Raw genomic sequence first — 25,980 nt, 5'->3', positions numbered from 1 at the left:
TTGCCACAACTTAAGACGGGGACTGAACATAAACGGTGCTGCTGGCATCGCTCCAGGATACACCGTAACCGAAGGCTTCCAGCACTGCCCGTACTGGCAGGTACGTCCGGCCATCTCGAATAACCGCTGCCGTGTCCATCTTCACCGTCTTTCCATTGACAGTAATGAAATCTTCACCGATGGCGGCCTCCACGGTAATCATCCTGCCTGCCGGATACTCATTGTTAGCCGCCAAAGTCTTTACGGCTGTCACTTTCTTGACAGTATTGTCCCAAGTCAGTTCTACACCGATGCTTTCCAGCAGCTTTCGCATAGGCACCATAGTCCGATGGTTTTCATCTAAAAAAGGCATGCCTAAACCTTGGGCCTTGCTAAAGCCCATGACCTGCCGATCCAGCACCACCGTTACAGCGTTCTGCCGCTCGGCCTTAGTCAACCCCCTGGCGTTTTCCACGGTCTTATATACTTCTGTCACCGCACTATAGCTTCCCAGCTGAGGATCCCGCCAATCTACATCCTCGTTTACATCAAAGAACATCACTCCTCCGCCGTTTTTCAACGCGATGGAAGTCTTTTCTCGCAGCGTATTCAACCCATTGTAGTAAGATTCCAAGGGACTGGTAGCCGCATAATCCTTATACGCATTGGCAGCGTCCAGCTGAACGATGTCCCGATACTGCATCCAGCTCGGCCTTGCGTAGAGGGGCATGCCCAACACAATTCGGTCCGGAGAAACGCCCCGGTTCAGCCAATAACCGATAGAGGTACTGCCAAACCACAGAGGACTGTGCTCCTGATTGTTCATATCGTAACTCATAACATTGATGAATTCAAAGGAATTCAAGCAGGTGTTTGTCATCAACTGGGACACCTCTGGTCCCGCCGTAGCAGACCAAGCCCCATTCACCGCTGCGGTCAAATGTTTTCCCTTGGCTGCCAAGGCTTTGGACAGCTCCACCACCAGCTTTTCATAATTGCCTAAGGTGTAGGCATCCGGGTATTCCCAGTCAATTTCTACTCCGTCCAGCTGATTATCTTCCGTAAACTGAACTACACTGCTAATCAGTTTAGCCCGCAGGGTGTTATCCGCTGCTACCTTCCCAAAGGTCCCTGAAAGGGGCACCCCTTCGTCAGACCAGCCGCCCAAGGCGATGTATACCTTACAGCCATCCTTGTGTGCTTTTTCCACCACCGCTGCCAGCTGCTCTGGCTTCTTCAGCGGTTTCACCGTGCCATCTTCTTTGGGAATCAAAAAAGCATACATAATATGGGTCATCTTGTCCGTCTGAAGTTTATCGACGGATTCGTTAAACAAGTCTCCCGAATAATAACCCACGACTTTAAATTCACTGGATTCACTCTTTTCTGCTGCAAAACTCCAGCCAGGCAGACTGAAAACCAGCAGACCTCCTAGTACAAATAAAAGCAACTTCTTTTTCATGGATACGAGCATCTCTTTTTCCCCCTGTTTTTATTTTTTTGAGCAAACCTATAAGCCCCTGCGAAAATCAGAATCGTTGCGTTCACCATTTCCGCTTTTTTCTATAGGATAGTATACCACTTTTCCCAAGCACAGCGCCACCCCTTGGGCGATAAATGGAGAAAATCCTTATACTTTTCCGACTTCTGTCCCAGCAGCATCCTCAGAGCCCCAGAATAGCTGCCAGCACTGGCAGTTCAAATGGTACGAAGAAAGTCAAAAGCACACCCGTTATCAAAGCCACCAGCCCCAGCTCCGGCCCGATAAACTTAGTTACCGGCACCAGCATGGTATCCATGTTCCCTGCTGCACCCCCAGCAATGGGACTTCCTTTGCTGATTTTTATCAAAACCGGTAAAAAAACCACCGTAAAAAATTCCCGCATAACATTGACCATGAAACCATAAGTTCCGATCTCAATGCCATAAGTCTGTGTCATATAGGCTCCTGTTATGCTGTAGTAGCTCATACCCCCTGCTGATAACACGGACACGTGGAGAGGCAGGCCTAAAACCATTCCAGACAGCAGCCCGCCGATTAAACTTCCTAAAAAAATGGCTAGGGAGATGTAGAGAATCTTAAAACCCAATATTTTTACATATCTAAAAACCTTACGATTGGTGCCTAAGCTGATGCCTACCCCTGTGTACAACAGAATCAAGGAGCCGTATAGGCTGTAATCTAAATAGGCAGAAAAACTTTCTTCTAAAAGAAAAAAACCAGCCAGTACGCCAGCGATGATACATACAGGCATAATCCACACCAGATGAGATGTTTTCTTCTCTTCCTCCTGCTGGATATCCACCTCCTGGCTGACGCTCATCTTATCTTCCAAAAGCTTGTTCTGCAAGTCAGAAAGTGGCAGCAAAGTCTTTTCCACCAGGTATACCAAGAGCACACTGAAAATAATGGCGCTTAAAGAAATTACCACGCAGTTCAAGCCAATAATGGGCAGATTCAGCATAACAGAATCGTTAATGCCGATATTCATGCCAATGGTCAACATCAACGCAATCAAGGCCGCGTTGATAATCCAGTCCACCGCCTTCAACAGATGCTCCGGCAGAGGCCGGATGCTGAGTGCCACGCCAATTGCCAAACAAATAAAGGGCATAAATGTCATAATTTTTTCTCCTTCTAAAAGTACAGATTGTGCTAAAACTAGATATAAGTGCAAATCTCCCGAATCAGGCTCTTCATGGATTGAAGCCGGATGCCCTGGCCACAGCCACAGACATCAGTCTGAAAGTCCTCAATGCTTTTGCTCAGAAGAAGCAGCTTGTTTTTCAGCGCTAACTCATCGTCATCCCCTTCCAGGTCTCCATAGAAGACCTGCATAAATGAAGGGTTTTTCAGGGCTTTTTCCAAAAGCTGTTCCCGCTGGTACTTGATATCCATAATTTCATCCATTATGTCCTTCTCCGCCTTTCTCCCGATTCTTCAAGTATAAACCTTTCGCCGACATGCACCTGCAAGCTATTGATTTCTTGCTCTCAATAGTATATGATGAGGCTATAAATAAGTAAAACGAATCTTTTTAATAAGCTTGATAAGCATTTCTAATTATTACCCCCAAAAGGAGAGAACTTTGCATGAGCTACACCAAATACCAAGCTTTCTTAAAAGTAGTAGAACTGAAAAGCTTTACTAAGGCCGGAAAAAGTCTGGGCTACACCCAGTCTGCTGTAAGTCAGATGCTCAACAGCCTGGAAGAAGAACTGAATACGACGCTTTTATTTCGCAGTAAATCCGGCATCGCTGTCACAGATGAAGGCTTAGAATTGTTGCCCTTTATCGAAGACCTGTGCCACAGTCACGACACCCTCAGCGAACGAGCCATATCCATGCACAACATCGACAAAGGAATTATAAAAATCGGCTTGATTCATTCCGTAGCCCACACTTGGATTGCAGACCTCATGGCCCATTTCAAAGTTAAGTATCCCAATGTGCAATACCAGCTAGTCACCGGCAGCAGCCGACAGATCCAGGAACTGGCGACAACTCAGTCTATCGACTTTGGATTTGTTTATCTCCCGGTGACCTCGGAGCTAATTGATGTCAAACTACTCCGGGAAGAGCTCTGTCTGGTGGGAGCTAGACCCGATTCCATGACTGGCCCGCTGGCGCTAGAAGACTTAGGTAACCTAGAATTTATTGAATCCCAAGGAAACGAAGAGCTGGGTCTGCTGGAGAAAATAGCCGCACAGAAAGGCATTCGTCTGAAAAAAGCCTTATCTGCACCCGACCTGCTATCCGCCGCTGCCATGGCCGAAAAAGGATTGGGACTGGTGGCGATGAACCAAAATTTAGCGGAAACCTTTCGCTGCAAGACGGATGTACTCCCTCTGGCCTTTCCAGCATCCGCAGAGGTGGCTGTAATCTTCAACGACTTGAACCGGGTGTCTCGAACTGGCAAGTGCTTTTTAGATCTGCTAGTGGAAACTTACTGCACAGAATAATTTGCAAAGGAAGGATTTGTGAAGTTTCATCCTTCCAATAAAAAAACTTTTCCCACCATGGAAGAAAGCCTCCACGACGGGAAAAGTCTTTTTATTTTGTCACGCTACTTGATTTTTCCGCTGCATACTTTCTGAGTGGTCACGTTGTAGAAAGACAGCGTACTCCCTTCAACTTCCAGACCAGTACTGCAATCAGAGGACTTAAAGACAACGGAACCACTGCGATCAAAAACCAGCGTCCGGTAAGGAACCGCTGTATCCTCTTTAAATGTGCAGGCTAGATATTCCTGGTTATCTCCCGTTCTTCTCATGGAGAGCAGTTCTGCCTTTGGATTCAAAGAGGTTTCTTTGCCCAAAGTGTATAATTGACCATCCTCCTTGGTAAAGTACGCCTTCCCTCCCAGAACCTTAAAGGGCTGTTCGTTTATCGATGCAGACAGCCCCGTTGCCGTCCCCAGCAAGGTTTCCGCGCCATCTTTCAAAGAAATCTGATAAACTTGGCTTTTGCTCAGATAATACAAGTTATCTCCCTCCAGCTGGGCGCCAACCACATCTTCTGGCGCATGACTCACCTGGGTCAGCTTATTGGTGTTTACATCCACCTTATATACCTGGCAAACTTCTAAATCCCGCTCATTTTCCGCATTTTCAAGAGATTTAGCCGCCCGCACCAGAAGCTGATTGTCATATACGGAAAAGAATGGTGCGCTATTAGACAATGGATAGTACCAGTAGCCTGCACTGCCAAGCGGTACCCCTTCATCATCAACATCCTTTGCCATGCGCAAGCCGCCCAAACCAGGGGCAGGCCCCCGCCAAACCATAAAGAGTTTATCTCCTATGGCTGTGGTATCATAATAGCTGCTTTGAAGCGGACGTACCGTGCCGTCTGGATTCAGCTCCAATCGGCAGTCTGCACCCATAACAGCCCCTCCCCGGTGATAGTAAAGCATGGCCTTGCTTCCCTCTACATAGAGACTGTGTTGATTGTAATCTCCACCATAATACGTGTTCTTTTCCAGCTGATACACCAGCTTCGTCTTCGTTGGATTTGTCAGAGGTGCTTGCAGAATGCCTCCCGTTTTATTTGTGAAGTAGACATATCCCCCCTTTACAACTACATTTGTATCCTTCTTGCCCACAAAGCTGCTGTACTCCGGTTCTTCCGGCCGGTTGGCTGAAATGGCCGTCTGTTTCAGCTTGATATTTTTGGACGTGATGGCCAGGCCGCTCTTCTGGTTGAAACTATAATCCCAGCCGAACTGCTCCACCCCATATTTCCAAGTCATAGGGAAATACGTAATATTGCGGAAGGACAGCAAGGGGTATTCCTCTTTGCTGTTATCTATCGCTTTTCCGTTAACCTGAATGGGAAAGGCGGGAACGGAAGCTTTATAGTTCTTTCCATTCCTGGAAGAGGACGTATATGGATTATAAGCGGCCGTTACTCCGGTAGCATCTACGGATAAGCCTAACTTATCACCTTTCCAGGTGGATTCAATGCCCAGGTACCGACAGTCGCTGTAGGTCATGGGAAAATAGGTAATATCCTTGTAGACAATCAACGGATATTGGCTGTAATTATTGTTGACGGTTTCTCCATTCATAATTACTTTAAAGCTGGGCAGTTCAATGCTAACGCTGCCACCCTGCGCTCCATAGACATTTTCCGAACCCAATCCGCTGATTCCCATGGTGAAAATAGTCACCATAAAAATAAGCACTCTGCATATATACTTTTTCATCAAACCCCTTCTTTCTCCTGACATACACACAAAATCTATGATTCTTTGCTCCAAGTATATCCTACTCCCCCGCACTTATCAACTGCCGCCGAATCAAAATAAATCTTCTAAAGTTTGCCAATACAGGTCGTAGGACCAGCGACTCTCTTCATCCCACTGTTCATACTCGTTTTCGGTATCCCGCAAGGCGTATTCGTCCCGCAGCCCTTGCTGATCCTGAGTTTGATACCCGGCCCGGATGGCCCGGGCAAAGCGGTCCAGACAGGTTCCCCCCAGATAATCGACATCCCCAAAGCACACATCGTCAAAATGCTTCCTCATAAAGCCAATTAATTCTGAATCGGTCAGCTGATCCTGAGATTCATTTTTATACAAGTAAAACAATTCCTGTAGTTGATCCAAAATCTCCTTATAATTCTGCTGATTTACATAGACCGAATCGCAGAAGGCCTCAATCAGCTCTTCCAATATGCCTCCGCCGAACTCCACTCGCTGGCTCTCTTTTAAAGACTCCTTCCGGCCTGCCAATAATTCTCTTGCATCGTCCTCGGTCAGCTGAAGCCCATATTTCCCGCTCTTCTCATTGCAGGAAAGAATAGTCTGCAATTGTTTCTCCTGCTGATCCGCTACCATAAGTTCCCATATGCCGTCCATCTAAATCCCTCCTATACCATCTGATCCAACCAGCCATTCTCTGCCCCCTGTATCAACTCTGCCGTAAGTTCCGTCACATAATTCCGCAGGTAGTTTCCCAGGCTTTCATGGCCTTGACACTGTCTAATCAAAAATCGGTTCAATAATTCCTGCAAATTCTCCTGCAAGTGATTGCTGCTCATGGACCGTACCAGTTCAGCCAGCTTCCGCTCTGCTTCCTCTGACCGCCGAATTGGATCTAAGGGAATGCCTAACAATAAATGCAGAAGAATTTTTTTAAGGACAATACCTGCTATATTGACAACTTCTTCTCTATAGTCTCCGCTATAAGCCCACAGCACCTCCTGAACATAATCCGGAGGCAGGCATTGAAGAAACTCCTGTTCCGCCTCTATACAGCGCAAATAGTCGTACACCTGGTGAATACCCCGACTCTCCGTCTGCTGTAAAGCCACCGGATAAGGTAGAAATACTTCTTGCTGGGGGTAAAACCGTACATCATACCACATAAAAAACGTCGGTATGGTCTTGCGCAAGGTCTCTTCATAAGCCGGCTGACCATACCCGTCAAAGGATTCCATCAGACGGACATACAGGCCCTGGGCAGCCCGGGTTTTCTCCAATACAGCTTTAACGCCTTCCTTGTAGGCCTCCTCTGCTGTCAACCGTTCTAGCAGCATAAGTTCTCCTGTTGACTCCTCCCCTGCCTGTTCCAGACAGTAGAGAATAGCGCCCATCAGCTGCTGGGCTGTTTCATAGGTTACCGATGTGCTGGCCTTGCCCGTATACTTTTCCGTCAAGGCCCTTACCAGTGGAATTAGCTCCGCCATTTCGTACTGCACGCCTCTCATCTCCCTTCGTAGACTATGATTCTACTACAGGTCCCCATGGATTTACAGACTTGAATTTTTTTGAAATTTGCCTTATAATATAAGTAGAGAAAGAGATAATCCATCCCTTTCTCTACTTTTTTGCTTTTAAACAAATGATTCTTTAGATTTTTTTGCTTTAGTCAATCCCAATTCCTGCCACCAATACTTTTCCACAGTAAGGCATTGCTTCCTTTAGGTGGTGGACCGGCTTAGTTCGGTGAAAGGCCACCGTGTAATCAGCCCGGACAGTATCCCGATCCGGCTGCCCTAAATCTCCATTCAATCCGGTAGGAATGTCCAAGGAAAAAACTTGTTTGGAGATAAGGCTCTCTCGGCTGCATGTGCTATTAATCAGTCTGGCGCAAGCTCTTACTGTCTCGGGCAGCTGTCCGTGAAAGCCCGTTCCGTACATGGCATCCACCACCAAGTCTGCCGCTTCCAAGATTTCCCGCAGCTCACCCAAATAGGCCTTCGCATCTATGACAGGAATCCCCCGCCGAAGAACCACATTGGCCTTTCCAATGGCAGTTTCTGTCTTCGGGTTACCTTCAGCGAGAACTACTGTCACAAACAGTCCCCTGGCAGCCAATTCTCGGGCTACCACCCAGCCGTCCCCGCCGTTATTTCCCTTGCCACAAAAAATAACCACATCCCCTTGCCGGTTTGTGCCACAAATTGTGGTTTTCTCCTCTTGAATCTCTCCCTCCACCTCGGGAAACAGAAGCTGCCAAATGATTGATGCAGCCTCTAAACCCGCATTTTCCATCATTTTATCGTAAGACAGTCCCCCGTCATTGGCTCGATGCTCTATTTCTTTCATCTGTTCACAAGTCACCGGCTCCTGTTGTAAGCAATCCATTATTCCACCCTTTCATATCCTTTCATCCCCATAGGACGTACCGATTTTTTCTCATAAATCTTGAATTTGCATCTTTTCCATCTCTCTGTTCTTTTTAAATCTTCTTCTCATTGTAAAATAAATAACCAGGAAAATGATAGTGGGAATATTAGCGATAAAAAAGGTCGAAGCCAGCATGGCGACCACCTGCCAAGGCCCCATGGAATCTAGCACGGAAATATAGCAGAGTATCAGAAGGGAATAGCTAAAGCTAATTCCAGGCAGCACCCAGCCCAGCCACTTGTTCTCCCTACTGGAAAGAAAGACCTGTAACAAGACAGCTCCTATCATAAAAAGTAACAGCATAACAATAGAAATACTTGCAATCTTCATCTCTGGTCTCCCTTATTTTTTCTATATTCATGAATTAAAATCTTAGCGGTATCAAAATCCAACTTTTCATTAACTGCCAGTCGCTTGATTAAACTAATGTACGGTTCATCTGCCTCCTGCTCGTAAATTTGAATCTTCTGAATCAGCTTATCCAGCCGCAGACGGACAGTAGGATAGGTAACGCCATATTGACCGGCAATCTCCTTTAAGGACCCCGATGCTAGGATAAACTTCTTGATGAAGGACACATCCTCTTCTTCCAGATTGACCATCCAATCCGGCACAACTTCCATAGACATAGGCACCTCCTTTAATAATATTAAATATACACTATAACATTATTAAAATCAATAGTAAATAAAACTGAATAATATTTATGCCGCAGGCTTTCCTTTCCTTAGGAGCAGTATTTATTTGAAAAAAACAGGGTGCCTGTGGGCGACCCTGCTTATCTTCTAATGTTTGTTTATCTTTTCTTACCCACCGCTTAACAAGCCGCAATCCTCTGCTTACTTTAAGCTGTCTACAACGCTGTATCCATTGTAATTAGGCACCAATCCCAATCTCCAGACAGAAATGCCGTCGATTCCGAACATTCTAGCCAGTGCTGCCTTCTCAAAGACGCTCTGCTCATTCTCATACCAGAGGAACATGTTCCGGCCTTCAGGCGTGGTGTACGTCAGATACGGATTCCGGTACACTGCCGAAAAGCCCTTAACTGTTCCTGTGGTCGTCATCCACTTATATACGGCTTCCGTATTGGCGTGAAGCGGGGCTGTCGCTGCCAGCTTGCCACTGTCCGTCAACTCCCAGCCTACCGTAGCAAAACTGATGGCCAAAACGATTTTATTCTTGTCTTCTACGCCGTTTGTGCTGTCTGTAATCGCCTTCAAAGAATAGTATACACTACCAATAGGGGTCAGTGCTGTATTCTTGTACCATTCCGTACCCGTATACCCCTCTAAAGAGGTCGGGTTATAATCGTGTGCCATCAGAATAACTTTATCCGCCAGCTGACCGATGGTCCGATAATCAAATCCATCGAAATAGGCCCCGCCAGACAAAGCTGGCTGCACGGCTACGTAAAGAGTCTTGTTCTGTGCTTTCAGCTGACTGGACAACTCGGTAAGGAAGCTGTTAAATCCCGCCTTGACCTCTGTCCCTTTAAGGCCCTCGAAATCAATGGTTACGCCGCTGTATGGATTCTTTCCCAGCTCCTCATAAGTCCGTTCCAGTTCAGCCATAATAGCTGCCACTGCCGCCTTACGCTTGTCTGCACTAGTCAGCATATCCTTTACACCATCTGAGGTGTCCATATAGACACCCAAGTGCGCTTTCGTGTTATTGCTCTGCAAATAAGTCACTACGTCCTGATAACCGGACGGAATCTTATATTCGTTATCCAAGCTGCTGCCCGTGTTCAACCAGACACCATTGCCGTCATTGGCCATGGCGCTCCACCCCAGAGTCACCGCATCCATTTGGGCAGTTAAATCTTTCTGAGAATAGGAAGAAATGGCATAAAATCCGTGGAGGAATTGGGTCTTTCCATAATATTTGCTGTAGACCCTGGTCAGCATGGCCGCCGCCTCTTCCCTCTTAGCCGTGCTGGAGGGACCAAAGGCTGTGTCAGAAATCCCGTTAATCATGCCAATATCGTGAGCAACGCCAATATAGCCTTTATCCACCGTCACATCAGTGAAGGGCAGTGCTGCGGATTCTGCAACTTTCGCTGCATCGGATAAGCCTAACGCTTTTACAAACATGACCGCCATCTCCGCTCTGGTAATCGGTGTATCTGGCTGAAAACTGCTCCCCTGGTTCAACGCCCCATTGGCAAGTGCAGTTTCTACCGCGCCGTAATACCATTGGCCTGCCGCCACATCCGTAAAAGAAGGCTGAGACGGGGATACGGTCTGCCACTTCATCATATTGCATAAGATGGTAGCAAACTCAGCCTTTGTCACTGTTTTCCCATAACCAAAACTATCGGCTGCCTGTCCCTTCATCAATCCATAAGAACCAGCATCCGCAATCGACTGAGCCGCCCAGCTGTCTGCCGGCACATCGCTGTATGTAATATCTGCAAATACTGGTATTGACGGAACAACCATTCCTGTTACCAGGATACACATCAAAGCAATACTCATAACTTTTTTAAACAAACTTATCATTATCTTCTTTCCCCCTTTGTTCATCATATTTCTTATTATGCTCTTAAACGGTTGCTTTTTCAATCGTATTTCCTCTTTTTTAGAGAATACCAAACAGTATAAATCCCACTGTATTAATTGAAAAATTGGCAGACATATGCACAAACCATGAGTTATATATATTCTCTTGTTTTTCATTCAGCCAATTAAAAAATATTCCAGCTCCCACTAATGCCATCAGCAGAAGTATAAATAGCCAGAAAGAGAACCAGCCTCTCATCATGGCTATATGGTACAAGCCGAAAGCTGTAGCGCTTATCCAATATGCCGATTTTCTGCCACCCAATCTCTTCAGGTTCGTAAAGACAAACCCTCTAAAGAAAAATTCTTCTAAAAGTGAATTGACAAAAGAAATATAAATTGCAACGAATACAAAATTCTCTCTGGTAACCCCCATATTTTCATTTAAGGCCTCTGTTACCCTTGAAAAATTAAAAAAAGTTCCAATTGTAAAGTAACATGCCAGTATAAAGGCATACACTCCTGCTCCCATTAAAATCCCATGGATCATCCCTTTTCGTCTGAAGACAAACAAAGATTTAAGCTTAATATTTTTATTTACACCACCATAATAGAATGGAACAAATAAAAAAGTAATTATCTTTAATGTTGATTTTATCCCGTAGCCGGGCTGCCAAATCGCATCCGTAAATCCCATGAACAGGCAGCTCATAATCATGATTATGAGAATACCTCTGTAACTTTTTCTTAAATTCTCCTCCAAAACGCCCCCATATTACAAACTTTTTGCTGTTTTCTTCTGTGATATGACAAATTTACTTTTCTTCTTGATCCCAGCTTTCTAATCCACTGCCGCTAATCGGGACAGCAGCTCCCGTATAAGCTGGAGCCGGCTTGAGTATCCCTTTAAAGAAATCCTTGTTTCGAGCAAGGATCTCTCGAATAGTTCTCATGCCCTGCCCCCTGTAGACACCTTGATCAGAACAGACGCCATAAGCCTTATAGTCTAGTTTTTCAGCCAGATACAACGCTCTGTACTGATGGTATCTCTGCGTGACCACAATCACAGAATTTACCTTAAAAACAGCTTTTGCTCTATACATGGAATCATAGGTAGAAAACCCTGCGTGATCTAAAAAGATATCTTTCTTTGGTACACCATGCTCCAGCATATACCGCTTCATGGCGTTGACCTCATCGTATTCATTTCTGCCATGATCCCCGGACAGAAGCAGTTTAGGCGCTGCTCCTGATTTATACAAAGCAAATGCCGTTTCCAGCCGATCCTCCAGCATATGGTTCGGGGTTCCATCTGGCTTAAGCCCTGCGCCAAGGACAAGGATACATTCTGCTCCCAAGCCTGAAAATACGGGATTCTGTGCCTTCACAAAGTTGACTTCTCTGTCTGCTTTCATTTCTGCGATAACAGCTACTCCCGCAGTTTTTATCATGTATTGATTAATTATCAGTGGAAGGACTGCTATGAGCGTTAAAATAAAAATACCTGTTAACCAAAATTTTCTCTTGTTTCTACACTTATAGTTCATATCCTTTTATTCTACCTTCTTGCTGCAATAAGCTCACCGTTCAGACCCCAGCTTCTCCTTTAAGAGCCTTTGCTCCTCCTGAGCCCCCCGGTCCGTCCACTTTCTTTCTGCTTCTGCCAACAAATCCCAGGCCTGCTCTAACTGCCCTTGGGCTACTGCCAGATAGACTCTATTCGCTGCCACGTGCTCCCCCAGCTGGGGATGTTCTTCAAATTTAGCAAACTCTCTGCCCCACTCCTGATTAATACGGATAACCTCATCCAGGTTGTCCAAATAAAAGTAAAAATAGACCTGATTCAAATAAAAAATCAGCTTATTTAAGCCCTTAACGGTCTTTACATCCAGACTATTTAACAGCTCAAGACCTTCTGCATACTGTTTCTTCTTAGCCAAAGCGTAGCAGATATTCATCTTGAAGAGACTGCGGCTATACTTCCCCTTGTAGGTTGCCAGCATTTGCTCCATCTCCCTGATAAGCAAATCATAATCTTGATTCTCCTTTGCGTGATTGGTCACGGCTTTAAGCTTCTTAACCAAACGCAACTGATAGAATAAATTGATTAAAATCGCTCCGAAGATGGCAATGGCCGCGCCAATTGCATAATACCGCCAGAACCGATCGTCTTCTATATTCAAGGCATTTTTTAGGACTGCCATCAGGAGCCCCAGAGGAACACCCACCCCAAAGATAATTTTCAGTTTTTTCGCCAATACCTACCCCTCCTGTTTCCCGGCTCCACCAATCCCCTAGAGCTGGGCTTGCTTCTTTTTCTTCATTTCAGTAAAATGAAAATATGATATATTATATCATATAAACGATTTCCTTGCAGGCCTCTGTCCCAAATTTAAAGGAATATTTCCAGAGGTTCTTCTAATACTACAACTATAGAGGTGCTATTATGACAGTAGAAAAACAGCTATTCGCTGCAATGGACCAGCATTTGCTGGAGGATGCCACACCTTCTGATTACTTCCAGGCAGCCTCCCGACTGCCTGAATTTCAGGAATACCCCTTTAACCTGCTGTTAGCTTTAAAAAAAGCAGATCAGGAACCAACCCACCACCCGGAAGGCAATGTGTGGAACCACACCATGCTGGTCGTCGACCAGGCCGCCAGCCGCCGGGATCAAAGTTCCCAACCAAGAGCCTTTATGTGGGCCGCTCTGCTTCACGACATTGGCAAGCCAGCAGCTACCAAGCGAATTCGAGGTAAATTAACAGCTTATGACCACGATAAAATTGGTGAAAAGCTATCCAGGCAATTCCTGCTGACCTTAGATGCTCCCGAGGCTTTTATCCAGCAGGTGGCGGACTTGGTTCGGTTCCACATGCACGTTCTCTATGCCGCAAAGAACATGCCTTATGGCGATATGCAGGCCCTGAAATCCCATACAGACCCTCAGGAAGTGGCGCTCTTGGGACTATGCGATCGGTTGGGCCGGACCAACGCCGACCAAGCCCTGGAAGAGCAAAACATAGCCCTCTTCTTGTCGAAATTGATGAATAAAAAGTAGCAGAAAGCGAGGACAAACCATGGCTAAAGCTGGAATGAGAAGACCAGATCCAAAGGACCCACACGGAACAGAAAGCAACCATAAAACTCATTTGCCAAAGAATGACCAAGAGCCGGTGCCGGAAATTCAAGGCAAGGGGAAGAGCGGGAAAAAACGGGCTAATCCCGTATAACATCACCCTCCTGTTAAATCACAAAAGAGGAAAAAAGGTCTTATAAAAGATCTCTTTTCCTCTTTTGTCACTTTTAACATATTTTATTTGGCTTCTAAGGACCCGCCGAGCCTTAAAATAGTGAAGCCGGCACCTATATCCTCACACCTACTGTTTATACAGGTTATACAGCTTGGCGTAGGCTCCTTGCTTTACCAGCAGCTCCTCATGGTTGCCTTCTTCCTCGATACCGTTGTCCGTCAACACCATAATTCGGTCAGCATTGCGAATAGTGGTCAGGCGATGAGCGATAGTCAAGGTTGTTCGCCCCTTAGCCAGCTTCGCCAGCGATTCCTGCACAATCATCTCACTTTCATTGTCCAGCGCAGAGGTCGCCTCATCTAAAATTAAAATGGGCGGATTTTTTAGGAATACCCGAGCAATGCTGATTCGCTGCTTTTGTCCCCCGGACAGCTTAACCCCGTGTTCGCCGACAAAGGTATGGTAGCCCTCAGTCAGCTGACTGATAAACTCATGAGCACCGGCCATCTTAGCAGCTTCCTCAATCTCTTTCTTGGTCGCGCCGGGCCGGCCGTACTCGATGTTATCATAAACCGTACCGGAAAACAGGTATACATCTTGCTGCACCATACCAATTTGAGACCGCAAAGACTTCACCGTCACTTGGCGAATATCCGACCCATCCACCAATATCCGCCCCGCAGTCACATCATAAAACCGCGGAATCAAATTGCACAAAGTAGTCTTTCCAGCTCCCGACGGCCCTACAAAGGCAATGTTCTCTCCTGCCTTCACATGAATATTCAAGTGCTCTAAAATATTATCGCTGTCAGGATACTGAAAGCTTACGTCTTCAAAGATAATATTTCCCTTCACATCCTGCAATTCCACCGCGTCCTCTGCATCGTCGATTTCCACTGGCTCATCCATGACCTCAATAAAACGTTCGATACCAGTCATTCCTCGCTGGAACTGCTCTGTAAATTCCACAATACGCCGAACTGAATTCAACAGCATAACTACATACAGCAGATAGGCCACTAAGTCCGATGGAGCAATCTTGCCTTTTATCATAAATAGAGAACCGATTACTACCACAGCGATATACATGATACCGTCAAAGAAACGTACCGTCCCTTGAAAACCAGCCATATATTTATAAGATTCGATCTTTACACCCAAGAACTTGCCATTGCCTTCCTCAAACTTCGCCTTTTCAATTTCTTCGTTGGCAAAGGATTTGGAAACTCGTATGCCCAGCAAGCTGTCCTCTACCTGCGCATTAATCTCACCAATCTGATTTCGCTGCTTTTTAAAAGCCTTCTTCATCTTGCCGTTGAACTGCATGGAGCAGAAAATCATCACTGGCAGGATCGCAAAGATAATCACCGTCAGCCATACATCCACCGAGCAGAGAATGCCAAAGGATACAGCAATCTTTAGAACGGCAATAAAATATTCCTCTGGGCAGTGATGAGCAAATTCAGTAATGTCAAAGAGGTCGCTGGTAATTCTGGCCATCAGCTGACCAATCTTTGTATTGCTGTAATAGGAATAGGAGAGCTCCTGCATATGGGAAAAGAGATCTTTTCGCATATCTGTCTCAATTCGGGCGCCCATGACGTGGCCGACGTTAGCCATGTAATAATTGGCAATCACATCCAGCACCCGCAGTACCATGTACAGCAAACCCAAGCTCAAGATTGTCTCCACCGTAAGTGCCCCAATATCATTCATGCCTTTCTCGGTAATAAACCGCACAATCAACGGAAGTACCAGGTCGCACAAGGTGGTCAGGGTGGCACAGAACAAGTCCAGCACCAACACCCATTTATATTTTTTAAAATAAGGAATAAACCTCTTAATTAGATAGGAGGTCTTCTTCGTTACAATGTTCTCATCCATTCTTTCTTCCTCTTTATTCTTTGTCGATGTCGTTAAAGCCGTGTCCATTACCCCAAACGGAATCCACATGAATCATGGTTACCAAAGCCCGTGGATCGGCCTTAGCCACATGCTGCCGGATTAAAATGCCTTCCCGCGGTGAACACAGCACCAACAGCTTTTGCTTTTCTTTCCCTGAATAAGCTCCCACGATGGTCTCAATGGATACGCCTCTGTCCATATCCGTCATGATGTAGTCGGCGATAGCCTCTGGCGTCTCTGAAATAATTTCAATTTGAATAATCTTAGTCGCCAAACCAAAGAGAATCAAATCAATGGTCTTGGAGATAATTACGGTGGTAACTAACGCGTATAAAGCGATATTTCTGCCGAAGACAAACCCAGAAAGTACGATGATAGAAATATCAATGGTCATCAGCAGCTTGCTCAAGCTTACATAAGGCAACAGCTTTTTTTGAATAATTTTAGCCACGGTATCAGATCCTCCCGAAGAATAACCTCGGGAAAAAGCAATACCGCTGCATATTCCCATGAATACGCCGCAATAGATGGCTGCCAAAAACATATCCTTCTCTTCCAGCAGCTGAAAATTCATCCGTTCAAAGATGACCATTACCGTCGGATACATGATGGACATAACGAGAATCTTTTTCGCCTCTTTCAATCCCAGGGTAACGGCACAAATTGCTAAAATAAGCAGGGCCCCCAGGTAATACATGGTGGAGAAACCTAAGGGCAGGAAACTCTGTAAGATTCGAATAACACCTGTGAGGCCGCCGCTGGACAGCCCGTTAGGCAACATGATGGATACCGTGGCAAAAGAGCCCACTGAACAGGCAATGAGAATTAAAATAAAGTCAATCAGGGCGTTCTTGACTTTTTCTTTCGTCCATTTTTTCATCAAATACCTCCCTACCTGCATAAACATGCAGTACGAAAATCTATATTATAAAGTTTGACTGGAGACATGACCGAAAACATCGGTGACACACAGGTGAATTCGTCCACCTGGCGGGCCCTCCGCCTGGCACTTTAGGCTGTCCTTCTCCCGCAGAAACACTTGTTGAGGCCGATGGACCTGCCCGTCATATTGAAAATCCACACTCCAGCAATCCAAAAGGCTGAGGGAATCTCGCCTGAGAACTTGACGTATCAAAGCCTGATCCTCTTCCCCAAAAAGCTGAATCGCCTCTTCTTGGAGGTGATACCTGCTTATCTCCACCTGGCATCGGTTTTCGTCTCGCTGTAGGCAGAATTCTACCCGCCCCAGCTCTTCCTCTCGGTCCTGCTCTTGAAGTACCCTAAAGTGGGCTTCTCTTTGGAGCAAACGCTTTGTGATGGCTGCTACGGCATTTTTCCCGGTATCACAGGTCACCCAGCGACGTTCCAGTTTATGAGCTGTAGCGGCCAAGGTTCCAGATCCCCCGAAAAAATCTGCACACAAATCTCCTTTTCGAGAGCAGCTAGTGAGGATTCGTTCCAACAACAGTTCTGGTTTTTGGGTGGCATATCCCGTCCGTTCAGAAGCCGTCCTCCCCACCATATCCAGCTGCCATACATCCTTCATATTTACCAGCGTATGCCAGCCGATATCATCCTCAAACTCTTCTACTCCTTTGAAGCGATAAGGTTTCAGCCCTCTGTTATAGGACTTTTCCTGCTGAGCCGCAAAGTAGTAATGAGGACTTTTCCCATAAAACAGTAATGTATCGTGCTTTCTGGCAAAATGCCGTTTACTGCTGCCGCCAGATTTATATTGCCAGATGATTTCATTGACAAAGTTATCCATGCCAAAAATTTCATCCATAAGAATCTTCACATAGTGGACCACATGCCAATCCAAATGCAACCAGATACACCCTTCCGGAGCCAGCAGATCGCGCATTAGAAACAGTCGGCTGGTCAGCATCCGCAAATAGTCCTCCAACCCCTGACTCCAAGTATCTGTATAGGCCGGCTGAGCCAACTTTAGCGGTTGAATCCCACCATCTGCATAAATTTTCACCTGAGCCTTGTAGTCTGCTTTAGAGAAAAATGGCGGATCTGCGTAAATTAATTGTAGTTTTTCCCCATAGCCCTTTTCAAGCAGATACTTCATAAAATGGAGGTTATCACCCCAGGCCAGCAGATTTTCCTCCGGCCGTGGCCTCCCATACAGCTGCCGCAATTTAAACACCGCATTTTTCTCTGCTTCCAGGTCTTCTAAAAAATCCTGATGCTCCTTTCGGCAAACCTCAATTATTTCTGTCAGCTTATAAATCAAGCTCATACATCAGCTCCTCTTATTTCGTGACTTTTCCCCGTTTTTCAGCGTTTTGCTGTCTCGGGCTGATTGGGAATTCTTTTCATTTCTAGAACGGCCCAGCTGCCTTTGGCCTCCTCCCCCGGACTGATTCTTCCGGAAGTCAGCTCGAGCTTTACCTGAACCACCCAGCAGCTTTGCCATCAGATCCTGCCGTCCGGCTTTTACCAAAGCTTCTCGGACCAGCTCCCGGTTCTCTGGCTTATTAAAATGAATCAACGCCCGCTGCATTCGCTTCTCTTGCAGACTTTTGGCCACATAGACCTTTTTCATGGTCAGGGGGTCTAACTCCGTGTAGTACATACAGGTGGCCAGAGTCCCCGGTGTCGGATAGAAATCCTGCACCTGATCGGGCACAAAACCGTTATCCTGGAGAAAAACCGCCAGTTCTACGGCATCCTCCAGCCGACTCCCCGGATGAGAAGAAATCAAGTAAGGAATCAGGTATTGCTTGAGCCCTAACTGCTGATTAATTTTTTTATATTTTCGGCTAAAAGCCTCAAAAACTTCCTTCGGCGGCTTGTGCATATAGGAAAGAACTTGATCCGAAATATGCTCCGGAGCTACTTTCAGCATGCCGCTGACGTGATGCTGACAAAGTTCCCGCAAGAAATCCTCATTGGAGTCTGCCAATAGGTAGTCAAACCGGATGCCTGAACGGATAAAGACCTTTTTCACGCCGTCCAAGCCTCGAAGCCCCCGAAGAATCTCCAAATACTCCCGGTGATCCACCTCCAGCTGGCTGCATGGCTGTGGATACAAACAATCCTTGTGGGCACAGACTCCTTTGGTCACTTGTTTCTGACAGGCAGGCCCTCTAAAATTAGCCGTGGGCCCTCCTACATCATGTATATACCCTTTAAAGCCCGGTAATGACGTCAATTTTTGTCCTTCCCGGAGAATGGATTCCCGACTGCGGCTGCGAACCTGTCTCCCTTGGTGAAAAGTCAAGGCACAAAAAGCACAACCGCCAAAGCACCCTCGGCTGCTGATAATGCTGAACTCCACCTCTCGTATAGCCGGTATCCCTCCTGCTTCTTCGTACATGGGATGATAGGTGCCCTCATAAGGCAAACTATACACATCGTCCAACTCCTGGGTATCCAAAGGGGGCTGTGGCGGATTTTGAACCAGATACAGATTTTCGCCATAAGGCTCCGCCAACCGTTTAGCGGTCACATAATCATTATTCTCATACTGAATGGCAAAACTCTCTGCATAAGATTGTTTAGACGAAGAAACCGCCTGAAAGTCCGGCAGCAGCCGAGTATCTTCATCCATATAAAGCTCTCGGGCCTTAACACAAGTGCCTCTAATCCAACTGACATCCCGAGCTTCAATACCGGAATCCAACGCCTCTGCCACCTCGACTATAGCCTTCTCGCCCATGCCATATATCAAAATATCCGCCTTAGCATCCAACAGCACCGACCGGCGGACACTGTCTTCCCAGTAGTCGTAATGCCCCAGTCTACGGAGACTGGCCTCAATGCCGCCAATAATAATAGGCACATCTTTATACGCCTCTCGGGCTCGATTGCTGTAGACGATGACCGCTCGATTTGGCCGCTTGCCTGAAACTCCTCCTGGAGAATAAGCGTCAGTCCGCCGCTTGTGTTTAAAAACAGAATAGTGATTGACCATGGAGTCTACATTGCCGCCATTAATGAGAAATCCCAGCCTTGGCCGGCCAAAGCGCATGAAATCCTCTTTTCTGCTCCAGTCCGGCTGCGCCAGAATGGCTACCTTATAGCCACGGTTTTCCAGCACCCGGCTGATAATGGCCGTGCCAAAGGAGGGATGGTCTATATAGCCATCCCCCGTGATGAAAACAAAGTCCGGCTGCTGCCAGCCTCTCTCTTCGCATTCTTCTCTTGTAACGGGTAAAAATCCCATGTAAACCTCTTTCTTGTTCAACTTATATGCTTATCTGCTGCCTTTATCGTAAGGCACAGCCACTGCCCTCGGTGATTGAGAGGACTTGGAACTGAAAGCCAGTACGATTAATGTAGCAATAAACGGAATCATCTTGTATACGTCGCTTGGAATGTTGGCTACCGCCAACACTGGAATAACCGAATAAGCGGAAGCGATGGTCTTCATCAGGCCAAAGAAGAAAGCCGCAAAAAGGATTCGCAAAGGCTTCCATTGGCCAAAAATCATAACAGCCAGAGCCAGGAACCCGTAACCCGCCACCGTCGCATTAAAGTTGGTGGAAGTAGGGATAACGAATACTAAACCGCCAAGACCTGCTAAACCGCCGGAAATCATGACGCCGGCATACCGCATCCGGTACACGTTGACACCCACAGAATCCGCCGCCTGGGGATGCTCGCCGCAGGCCCGAAGACGGAGACCAAATTTAGTCCGATAAAGGACGATTACCGATAAGATTAAGATGGCAAAACCGATATAGGTGGTGATATAGGCGTTTTTGAAAAACAACCCGCCTATAACCGGAATATCTCCCAGAATCGGCATGGAATCAATACGGAAGGTGTTCATAAAAGTAATCTGCTGTACACCGTTGTCCTGAATCATTCGAGCCACGTAGATGGCAAAAGCCGGAGCAAACATGTTCAAGGCTGTACCACCGATTATCTGACCGGCTTTCATGTTTACGGCCGAATAAGCCAACAGCAGCGAGAATATCGCCCCCACTGCCACTGCAATGAGAACAGCCAAGAGCAACAATAACTGTCCACTCATAGAATCCTGCATTTGGTTGATAAAGTAGATGGAAGCAAAGGCCCCCATAATCATCGTTCCGTCCAGGGCAATGTTGGTGACACCGCCTCGCTCGGTAAACATACCTCCAAGGGCTACAATCAAAAGAGGGATGGAAAAGAACATCGTCTGCTGAACCACTAAGTATAAAACGCTCATTTTTGCTCTCCTCCTCTCTTATTTTCCGACCGACGCTTGATGATACCCGGTATGATTCGCCGCAGTATCAGAGAAAATGCGCTGAAATAGATGATGCAGGCAATAATAATCTGAATAACCTCTGGGGCATAGTTCAAACTCTGTAAATAATTGCCGCCTTCGGTTATGTAGGCGATAAAAATTCCGGAGAAAATAATACCGATGGGATTGGACAAAGCCAGTAGCGCTACTGAAATACCATTGTAGCCTTCTCCGGCCAAAATGTCCGCCACTTTGATGTGCCGTCCACCTGCTCCAGACAAATACAACAGTCCGCCGCCCAAACCAGCTAATGCCCCTGCCAGAACCATGGACAACACAATATTTCGCTTTTCATTGATGCCCGCATACCGGCTGGCATCGGGATTGAAGCCGCAAGCTTTCAATTCATAGCCAAAAGTCGTCTTATTTAACAGCAGGTACGTGATGATCGCCATGATGATTGCGATATAAATGCCGCAGTTCACCGTGGACAAATCCTTTCCTCCGCCCATGGTGTTATAAAAAATAGCATCCAGCCCCAGCTTCGGCAGAACAGCAGTCTGCGCCGTGTTCAAGGACTGGGCCTTCAAGCTGTCATAAACGGTCAGCTTGACCAAATAATTCGCTGTATACATACCAATATAGTTCATCATAATGGTAGAGATAACCTCGTGGACATTCAGATAGGCTTTCATCAGCCCTGGAATCAAGGCCCACAGCCCCCCTGCGACAGCTGATGCCAGCAGCGCGGCCATCCAGTGAAGTGGCGCCGGAAGGAAAGTCCAATGAACCCCGACGAAAATAGCTGCAAAAGCCCCCATAATAAACTGGCCTGAAGCACCGATGTTGAACAGCCCCGTCTTAAAGGCAAAGCCCACCGACAAACCGGTGAGAATAATCGGCGTGGAGAAGTAGAGGACTTGTCCCATACCCTTGCCTCCTGCACTGAAGCCGCCCTTTAAAATGATCACCAGTCCCTCTGCCGCCTGAGAGGGATTACTAATTAATAAAATAATAAATCCAAATAACAAGCCAATCAATATGGCAAAGATAGACGACATAGCGTTATTAAATCCATCGCTGACTAATATCCGTTTCACTCGCTCCATCCTACGCTGTCACCTCACTTCTCTTGGAGCCTGCCATATACAGGCCTAATTCCCGGATGGTTATTTCCTTCGGGTCCACATCTGCCACAATCTCGCCTTCATAAATGACCAGAATACGGTCACTTACGTTCATAACCTCGTCCAACTCCAAGGAAACCAGCAGAATGGCCTTCCCCTCGTCTCGCTTTTCCACCAGCTGTCGGTGAATATATTCAATCGCCCCTACATCCAAGCCTCTGGTGGGCTGAACGGCAATGAGAATGTCTGGATCCTGGTCCAGCTCCCGGGCAATGATGGCCTTCTGCTGATTTCCGCCCGACATGCTGCGAACGGTAGTCTTCGTTCCCTGTCCGCTGCGAATATCAAACTGCTGAATGAGCTTTTCTGCGTATTCTCTAGATTTCTTGAAATTAATAAAACCTTTTTTCTGAAATCCTGGTTTAAAGTAGTTTTTCAAAATTAGATTTTCCGTCAAGTTATAATCTAAAATCAATCCATCCTTGTGGCGATCCTCTGGTATATGACTCAATCCTGCTAAATTTCTCCGGCGGATACTGGTCTTCGCCATGGGCTCTCCACGGAGAAGGACTTCTCCTGAATCCAAGGGCGACAAGCCGGTAATCCCGTAGACCAGTTCCGACTGACCATTTCCGTCGATGCCTGCGATACAGACAATCTCCCCCTTACGCACTTGGAAAGATACATGGCTGACTGCATTTTTTCCGTTATGCTTGGAACGGATGGTTAAATCCCGGGCCTCCAGCACTACTTCTCCTGGCGCCTGACTCTCCTTCTGAATAGTCAAATCCACCTTTCTTCCCACCATCATCTCCGACATATCCTCCTTGGAGGTGCTGGCTACATCAATAGTGCCGATATACTTGCCTTTACGCAATACGGTGCATCGATTGGCTACTTCTTTAATCTCGTTCAGTTTATGAGTGATAAAGAGGATAGACTTTCCTTCTGCCGCTAACCCCTTCATGATTTTCATCAGCTCTTCAATCTCCTGAGGCGTCAACACAGCAGTAGGCTCGTCAAAAATCAAAATTTCGTTTTCTCGGTACAGCATCTTTAAAATCTCTACCCGCTGCTGCATACCTACGGTAATATCCTCAATTTTAGCCTCTGGATCTACCATCAGGCCATACTTTTCCGATAAGGCCACGATTTTCTCTCTGGCCTGACTCATCTGCAAAATGCCGTGTCTGGTAGTTTCCACGCCCAGAATAATGTTTTGCAGCACGGTAAAGTTATGGACTAATTTAAAATGCTGGTGCACCATACCGATGCCCAGCTCATTGGCGTCGTTGGGGTTACTAACTTTCACTTCCTGCCCATTCTTTTTGATCACGCCTTTCTCCGGCTGATACATGCCGAACAACACGCTCATCAAGGTGGACTTTCCTGCTCCGTTTTCTCCCAGCAGCGCATGAATCTCCCCTTTTTTCAACTGTAGGGTAATATCATCATTGGCAATGATGCCTGGAAATTCTTTTGTAATGTTCAACATCTCTATGATATATTCCATAAATAGCCGCCTCTCTTCCACATAATATACCCATTATACCTAAATTTGATATAAAAAACAACACACCAAAAGGTGTGTTGTCTCTTTTTCAAAATCATTTTATCAACCGTCTTTTTCGTTATCTATTTGATGACCTGTACCTTTACGCAGCTCAAGCCCAGCTTGTCTGCACTGGCTACATCATCCTTCTGCAGCTTAAGCTCACCGCTTTGCAGCTGTTTATAGATGGTATCGTAGTCTTCCTGATTAAATGTAGTAAATTGGGAAGTCTCCATTGGAAGCTGTACGCCCTCCTGTTCAGCTCCCAGAGTCAGGCTCTTTCCGCCTGGGAACTTGCCGTCATAATACTCTGACAGAGTAGACTTTACAGAAGCGGCCAAGCCCTTCATCGCAGAAGTGATGACAGTCTTGGATTCGTTGCTCTGATCAACGTCCACGCCAATCACCTTACCATTAGCAGCTTCAGCTGCTGCCATAACGGAGTTTCCTACTTTACCGCCGCAACCGAAGATCACTTCAGTGCCATCGGAATACCAAGAGGAAGCTAAAGTCTGCACTTCTGGTGTAGCATCAAATCCGCCAGTATAATTATACTTCATCTGAATGCTGCCTGGGGCCATGCCCAGCTCTTTAGCCGCAGCTTCTGCCCCCTGTGCAAAGCCATATCCGTACCGAACTACTGCTGGAACGGCCATACCGCCCATAAAGCCTAACTTGGTGTAGCCATCGATGACAGCTGCATAGCCAGCCAGATAGCCGGACTGTTCCTCAGCAAACTTAATGCCTACGGAGTTATCAGCCGGAGCGGCGGTAGTGTTACCATTTTCATCGGTAGTTCCGTCATTCGGATATCCGTCAATCAGGATGAAGCTTACGTCTGGATACATTTCCTGAGCCTGATAAATCGGCACTTCAAATAAATATCCCGGCGTTACTACAACTTTTGCACCGCCTTTTACAGCCAGCTGAATGGCTGCCAGATAAGCATCTACGCTCTGTTCTGTCGGCTTGTAGTACTTGTGAGTAATGTTGTTTTCCTCTGCATAGGCTTTGATACCTTCCCAGGTTCCCTGGTTAAAGGATTTGTCATCAATTTCGCCTACATCTGTGATCATTGCGATCTCATAGGTGGAAGCTTCCTTGTCTACAGGTGCTTCTTCGCTGGCGCCACAGGCTGCCAGACCCAGTACGAGAACAAGGGCCAGCATGATCGCCAAAAACTTCTTCATAAAATTTCTCCCTTCTGGAATACGGTTGATGTTTTTCCATATTTTTATTATAAATGTTATGAAGGAATTTTTCAACAGACTTATTGTGTGCACTTTTGTCATCTTGCACAAGCCTTTTTGTACCGGCTATCCTGCCGGACTTGTCTATGTACCTGTGGTCTCACAGCCTTTTAACGTCTCCGCTCAGCAGATTCGTCCAATGCCAGCTTTTCCCCTATTTATTCCGAAGGGACTTATTTAATGAATTCCTGTACCCAGTAAGTAGTACCATTGCTGTCGGTCACATAACCCACACCAATCTGCTGATACGTACTGTTCATGATGTTAGCCCGGTGGCCGGAGGAATTCATCCAAGCGGTCATAACGCTGTCCGGTGTCTTCTGGCCTTTGGCAATGTTTTCGCCGGCAGCCGTATAGGTAACACCAAACTGCTTCATCATGTCAAACGGAGATCCATAAGTAGGAGATGTGTGGGAGAAATAGTTGTTGTCCCGCATGTCTTCCGCTTTCTTTTCTGCTACCTGAGACAACTTCGCGTTGACTGTCAACGGTGCCAGACCCTCCTTAGCTCGTTCCTGGTTTACGATATTCACGACTTGCTGCTCATAGTCACCAATAGCCGCGTTCGTATTAGTATTTGTACCAGTGTTGGTCTTTGTGTCAGTGTCTGTCTTTGTACCAGTGTTGGTCTTTGTGTCAGTATCTGTCTTTGTACCATTGTTGGTCTTCGTGTCAGTGTCTGTCTTTGTACCAGTGTTGGTCTTTGTGTCAGTATCTGTCTTTGTACCATTGTTCGTCTTTGTGTCGGTACCATTTTTGCAGTTGGTTGAATTCTGAACCTTCTGCTGAGTCTGGCTGCCATTGTTATTAGAAACAAGCTTTAGCTTGCCGTCTACGTACTGAACATAGCAATTGGAGCCGGAGCCACTAAGATTTTTAAAAGCATCTTGTGTTCCTGTGCCGTTTAAATAACTGCTGAAATTCTTAACCACAGATTGGTTCAATGGAACTGAAACATTTGCGTTACAGTTTGTTCCTGCAAAAGCTGCAGTCGGTGCTGCTGCCAGAAGCAGTAATGATAGTGATAACGTTGTTTTGACAAATTTGGTTTTCATGTTTTTGTCCTCTCTTTCCACTTTATCCAAA

General features: G+C 46.4%; 25 protein-coding genes. 3 read left to right on the top strand and 22 right to left on the bottom strand.

The genetic code is table 11. The features are described from left to right. Positions 1-10: 10 nt before the first annotated feature. From Ami103574_RS07650 to Ami103574_RS07640, 3 genes are all read right to left on the bottom strand, one after another. Entirely contained in the window at positions 11-1,441 is a 1,431-nt protein-coding gene (locus Ami103574_RS07650; protein ID WP_163066261.1) for a glycosyl hydrolase family 18 protein, read from the bottom strand. A 202-nt stretch (positions 1,442-1,643) separates the two neighbouring features. Further along, positions 1,644-2,603, bottom strand: coding sequence for a lysine exporter LysO family protein (locus tag Ami103574_RS07645; RefSeq protein WP_163066259.1), 960 nt, complete (start codon positions 2,601-2,603; stop codon positions 1,644-1,646). Positions 2,604-2,641: 38 nt separating this feature from the next. After that, entirely contained in the window at positions 2,642-2,890 is a 249-nt protein-coding gene (locus Ami103574_RS07640; protein ID WP_163066257.1) for a hypothetical protein, read from the bottom strand. A 182-nt stretch (positions 2,891-3,072) separates the two neighbouring features. Between Ami103574_RS07640 and Ami103574_RS07635 the strand changes: the two genes are divergently transcribed. After that, entirely contained in the window at positions 3,073-3,942 is an 870-nt protein-coding gene (locus Ami103574_RS07635) for a LysR family transcriptional regulator (protein WP_163066255.1), read from the top strand. A 104-nt stretch (positions 3,943-4,046) separates the two neighbouring features. Here Ami103574_RS07635 and Ami103574_RS07630 read toward each other — a convergent pair whose 3' ends face one another. From Ami103574_RS07630 to Ami103574_RS07585, 10 genes are all read right to left on the bottom strand, one after another. Next, positions 4,047-5,687 (bottom strand): hypothetical protein, encoded by a 1,641-nt coding sequence (locus Ami103574_RS07630; RefSeq protein WP_163066253.1) that lies wholly within the window; start codon positions 5,685-5,687, stop codon positions 4,047-4,049. A gap of 93 nt (positions 5,688-5,780) precedes the next feature. Then, positions 5,781-6,341 carry a DUF6323 family protein gene (locus Ami103574_RS07625; protein ID WP_163066251.1) on the bottom strand — a complete coding sequence of 187 codons (561 nt, stop codon included), beginning with the start codon at positions 6,339-6,341 and terminating at the stop codon, positions 5,781-5,783. A gap of 11 nt (positions 6,342-6,352) precedes the next feature. Continuing rightward, positions 6,353-7,183, bottom strand: coding sequence for a DUF6179 domain-containing protein (locus Ami103574_RS07620; protein ID WP_163066249.1), 831 nt, complete (start codon positions 7,181-7,183; stop codon positions 6,353-6,355). 166 nt (positions 7,184-7,349) lie between these two features. Then, positions 7,350-8,072, bottom strand: a complete 723-nt coding sequence (locus Ami103574_RS07615) for an NAD(P)H-hydrate epimerase (RefSeq protein WP_163066247.1) — start codon at positions 8,070-8,072, stop codon at positions 7,350-7,352. A 51-nt stretch (positions 8,073-8,123) separates the two neighbouring features. Continuing rightward, positions 8,124-8,444, bottom strand: a complete 321-nt coding sequence (locus Ami103574_RS07610) for a hypothetical protein (RefSeq protein WP_163066245.1) — start codon at positions 8,442-8,444, stop codon at positions 8,124-8,126. After that, the gene (locus Ami103574_RS07605; RefSeq protein ID WP_163066243.1) at positions 8,441-8,743 is read right to left on the bottom strand and encodes a DUF2089 family protein; all 303 of its coding nucleotides are present in this window, start codon (positions 8,741-8,743) and stop codon (positions 8,441-8,443) included. The genes Ami103574_RS07610 and Ami103574_RS07605 overlap by 4 nt, the downstream gene beginning before the upstream one ends. 210 nt (positions 8,744-8,953) lie before the next feature. Further along, positions 8,954-10,618 (bottom strand): glycosyl hydrolase family 18 protein, encoded by a 1,665-nt coding sequence (locus tag Ami103574_RS07600; RefSeq protein ID WP_163066242.1) that lies wholly within the window; start codon positions 10,616-10,618, stop codon positions 8,954-8,956. Positions 10,619-10,697: 79 nt separating this feature from the next. Further along, positions 10,698-11,315: a CPBP family intramembrane glutamic endopeptidase gene (locus Ami103574_RS07595; protein ID WP_163066240.1), complete on the bottom strand. Its 618-nt coding sequence runs from the start codon at positions 11,313-11,315 to the stop codon at positions 10,698-10,700. Positions 11,316-11,433: 118 nt separating this feature from the next. Beyond that, positions 11,434-12,165, bottom strand: a complete 732-nt coding sequence (locus Ami103574_RS07590) for a SanA/YdcF family protein (RefSeq protein ID WP_163066238.1) — start codon at positions 12,163-12,165, stop codon at positions 11,434-11,436. Positions 12,166-12,198: 33 nt separating this feature from the next. After that, positions 12,199-12,876 (bottom strand): hypothetical protein, encoded by a 678-nt coding sequence (locus tag Ami103574_RS07585; protein ID WP_163066236.1) that lies wholly within the window; start codon positions 12,874-12,876, stop codon positions 12,199-12,201. A 188-nt stretch (positions 12,877-13,064) separates the two neighbouring features. On the opposite strand from Ami103574_RS07585, the gene Ami103574_RS07580 reads away from it, so the two are divergent. Together Ami103574_RS07580 and Ami103574_RS15665 are read left to right on the top strand one after the other, a co-directional pair. Next, positions 13,065-13,679 (top strand): HDIG domain-containing metalloprotein, encoded by a 615-nt coding sequence (locus Ami103574_RS07580; RefSeq protein ID WP_163066234.1) that lies wholly within the window; start codon positions 13,065-13,067, stop codon positions 13,677-13,679. A gap of 19 nt (positions 13,680-13,698) precedes the next feature. Further along, entirely contained in the window at positions 13,699-13,851 is a 153-nt protein-coding gene (locus tag Ami103574_RS15665) for a hypothetical protein (RefSeq protein WP_170295610.1), read from the top strand. Between the two features lie 147 nt (positions 13,852-13,998). Here the strand turns inward: Ami103574_RS15665 and Ami103574_RS07575 are convergent, their stop codons facing one another. The 9 genes from Ami103574_RS07575 to Ami103574_RS07535 form a co-directional block, all read right to left on the bottom strand. Further along, on the bottom strand, positions 13,999-15,756 hold the full coding sequence (locus tag Ami103574_RS07575) for an ABC transporter ATP-binding protein (RefSeq protein WP_207710529.1): 1,758 nt from the start codon (positions 15,754-15,756) through the stop codon (positions 13,999-14,001). A gap of 13 nt (positions 15,757-15,769) precedes the next feature. Further along, positions 15,770-16,657 (bottom strand): YitT family protein, encoded by an 888-nt coding sequence (locus Ami103574_RS07570; protein ID WP_163066232.1) that lies wholly within the window; start codon positions 16,655-16,657, stop codon positions 15,770-15,772. A 45-nt stretch (positions 16,658-16,702) separates the two neighbouring features. Beyond that, a complete protein-coding gene (locus Ami103574_RS07565) occupies positions 16,703-18,025 on the bottom strand; it encodes a DNA methyltransferase (RefSeq protein WP_163066230.1) in 1,323 nt (440 codons plus the stop codon). A gap of 3 nt (positions 18,026-18,028) precedes the next feature. Next, positions 18,029-19,954: a YgiQ family radical SAM protein gene (locus Ami103574_RS07560; RefSeq protein ID WP_163066228.1), complete on the bottom strand. Its 1,926-nt coding sequence runs from the start codon at positions 19,952-19,954 to the stop codon at positions 18,029-18,031. 30 nt (positions 19,955-19,984) lie between these two features. Further along, a complete protein-coding gene (locus Ami103574_RS07555) occupies positions 19,985-20,944 on the bottom strand; it encodes an ABC transporter permease (protein WP_163066226.1) in 960 nt (319 codons plus the stop codon). Next, complete coding sequence (locus Ami103574_RS07550; protein ID WP_163066224.1) at positions 20,941-22,074, bottom strand: ABC transporter permease; 1,134 nt, start codon at positions 22,072-22,074, stop codon at positions 20,941-20,943. The genes Ami103574_RS07555 and Ami103574_RS07550 overlap by 4 nt, the downstream gene beginning before the upstream one ends. Position 22,075: 1 nt before the next feature. Further along, positions 22,076-23,605, bottom strand: a complete 1,530-nt coding sequence (locus Ami103574_RS07545) for an ABC transporter ATP-binding protein (protein ID WP_163066222.1) — start codon at positions 23,603-23,605, stop codon at positions 22,076-22,078. Positions 23,606-23,727: 122 nt separating this feature from the next. Then, the gene (locus tag Ami103574_RS07540; protein ID WP_163066220.1) at positions 23,728-24,834 is read right to left on the bottom strand and encodes a BMP family lipoprotein; all 1,107 of its coding nucleotides are present in this window, start codon (positions 24,832-24,834) and stop codon (positions 23,728-23,730) included. A gap of 233 nt (positions 24,835-25,067) precedes the next feature. Next, positions 25,068-25,949 carry a CAP domain-containing protein gene (locus Ami103574_RS07535; RefSeq protein WP_163066218.1) on the bottom strand — a complete coding sequence of 294 codons (882 nt, stop codon included), beginning with the start codon at positions 25,947-25,949 and terminating at the stop codon, positions 25,068-25,070. Positions 25,950-25,980 lie beyond the last annotated feature (31 nt).

It is taken from the genome of Aminipila butyrica, from assembly GCF_010669305.1.
In the GTDB taxonomy this organism is placed as follows: domain Bacteria; phylum Bacillota; class Clostridia; order Peptostreptococcales; family Anaerovoracaceae; genus Aminipila; species Aminipila butyrica.
Note: the sequence above shows the minus strand (reverse complement) of the source record. Positions and strands in the feature narration are given on the sequence as shown.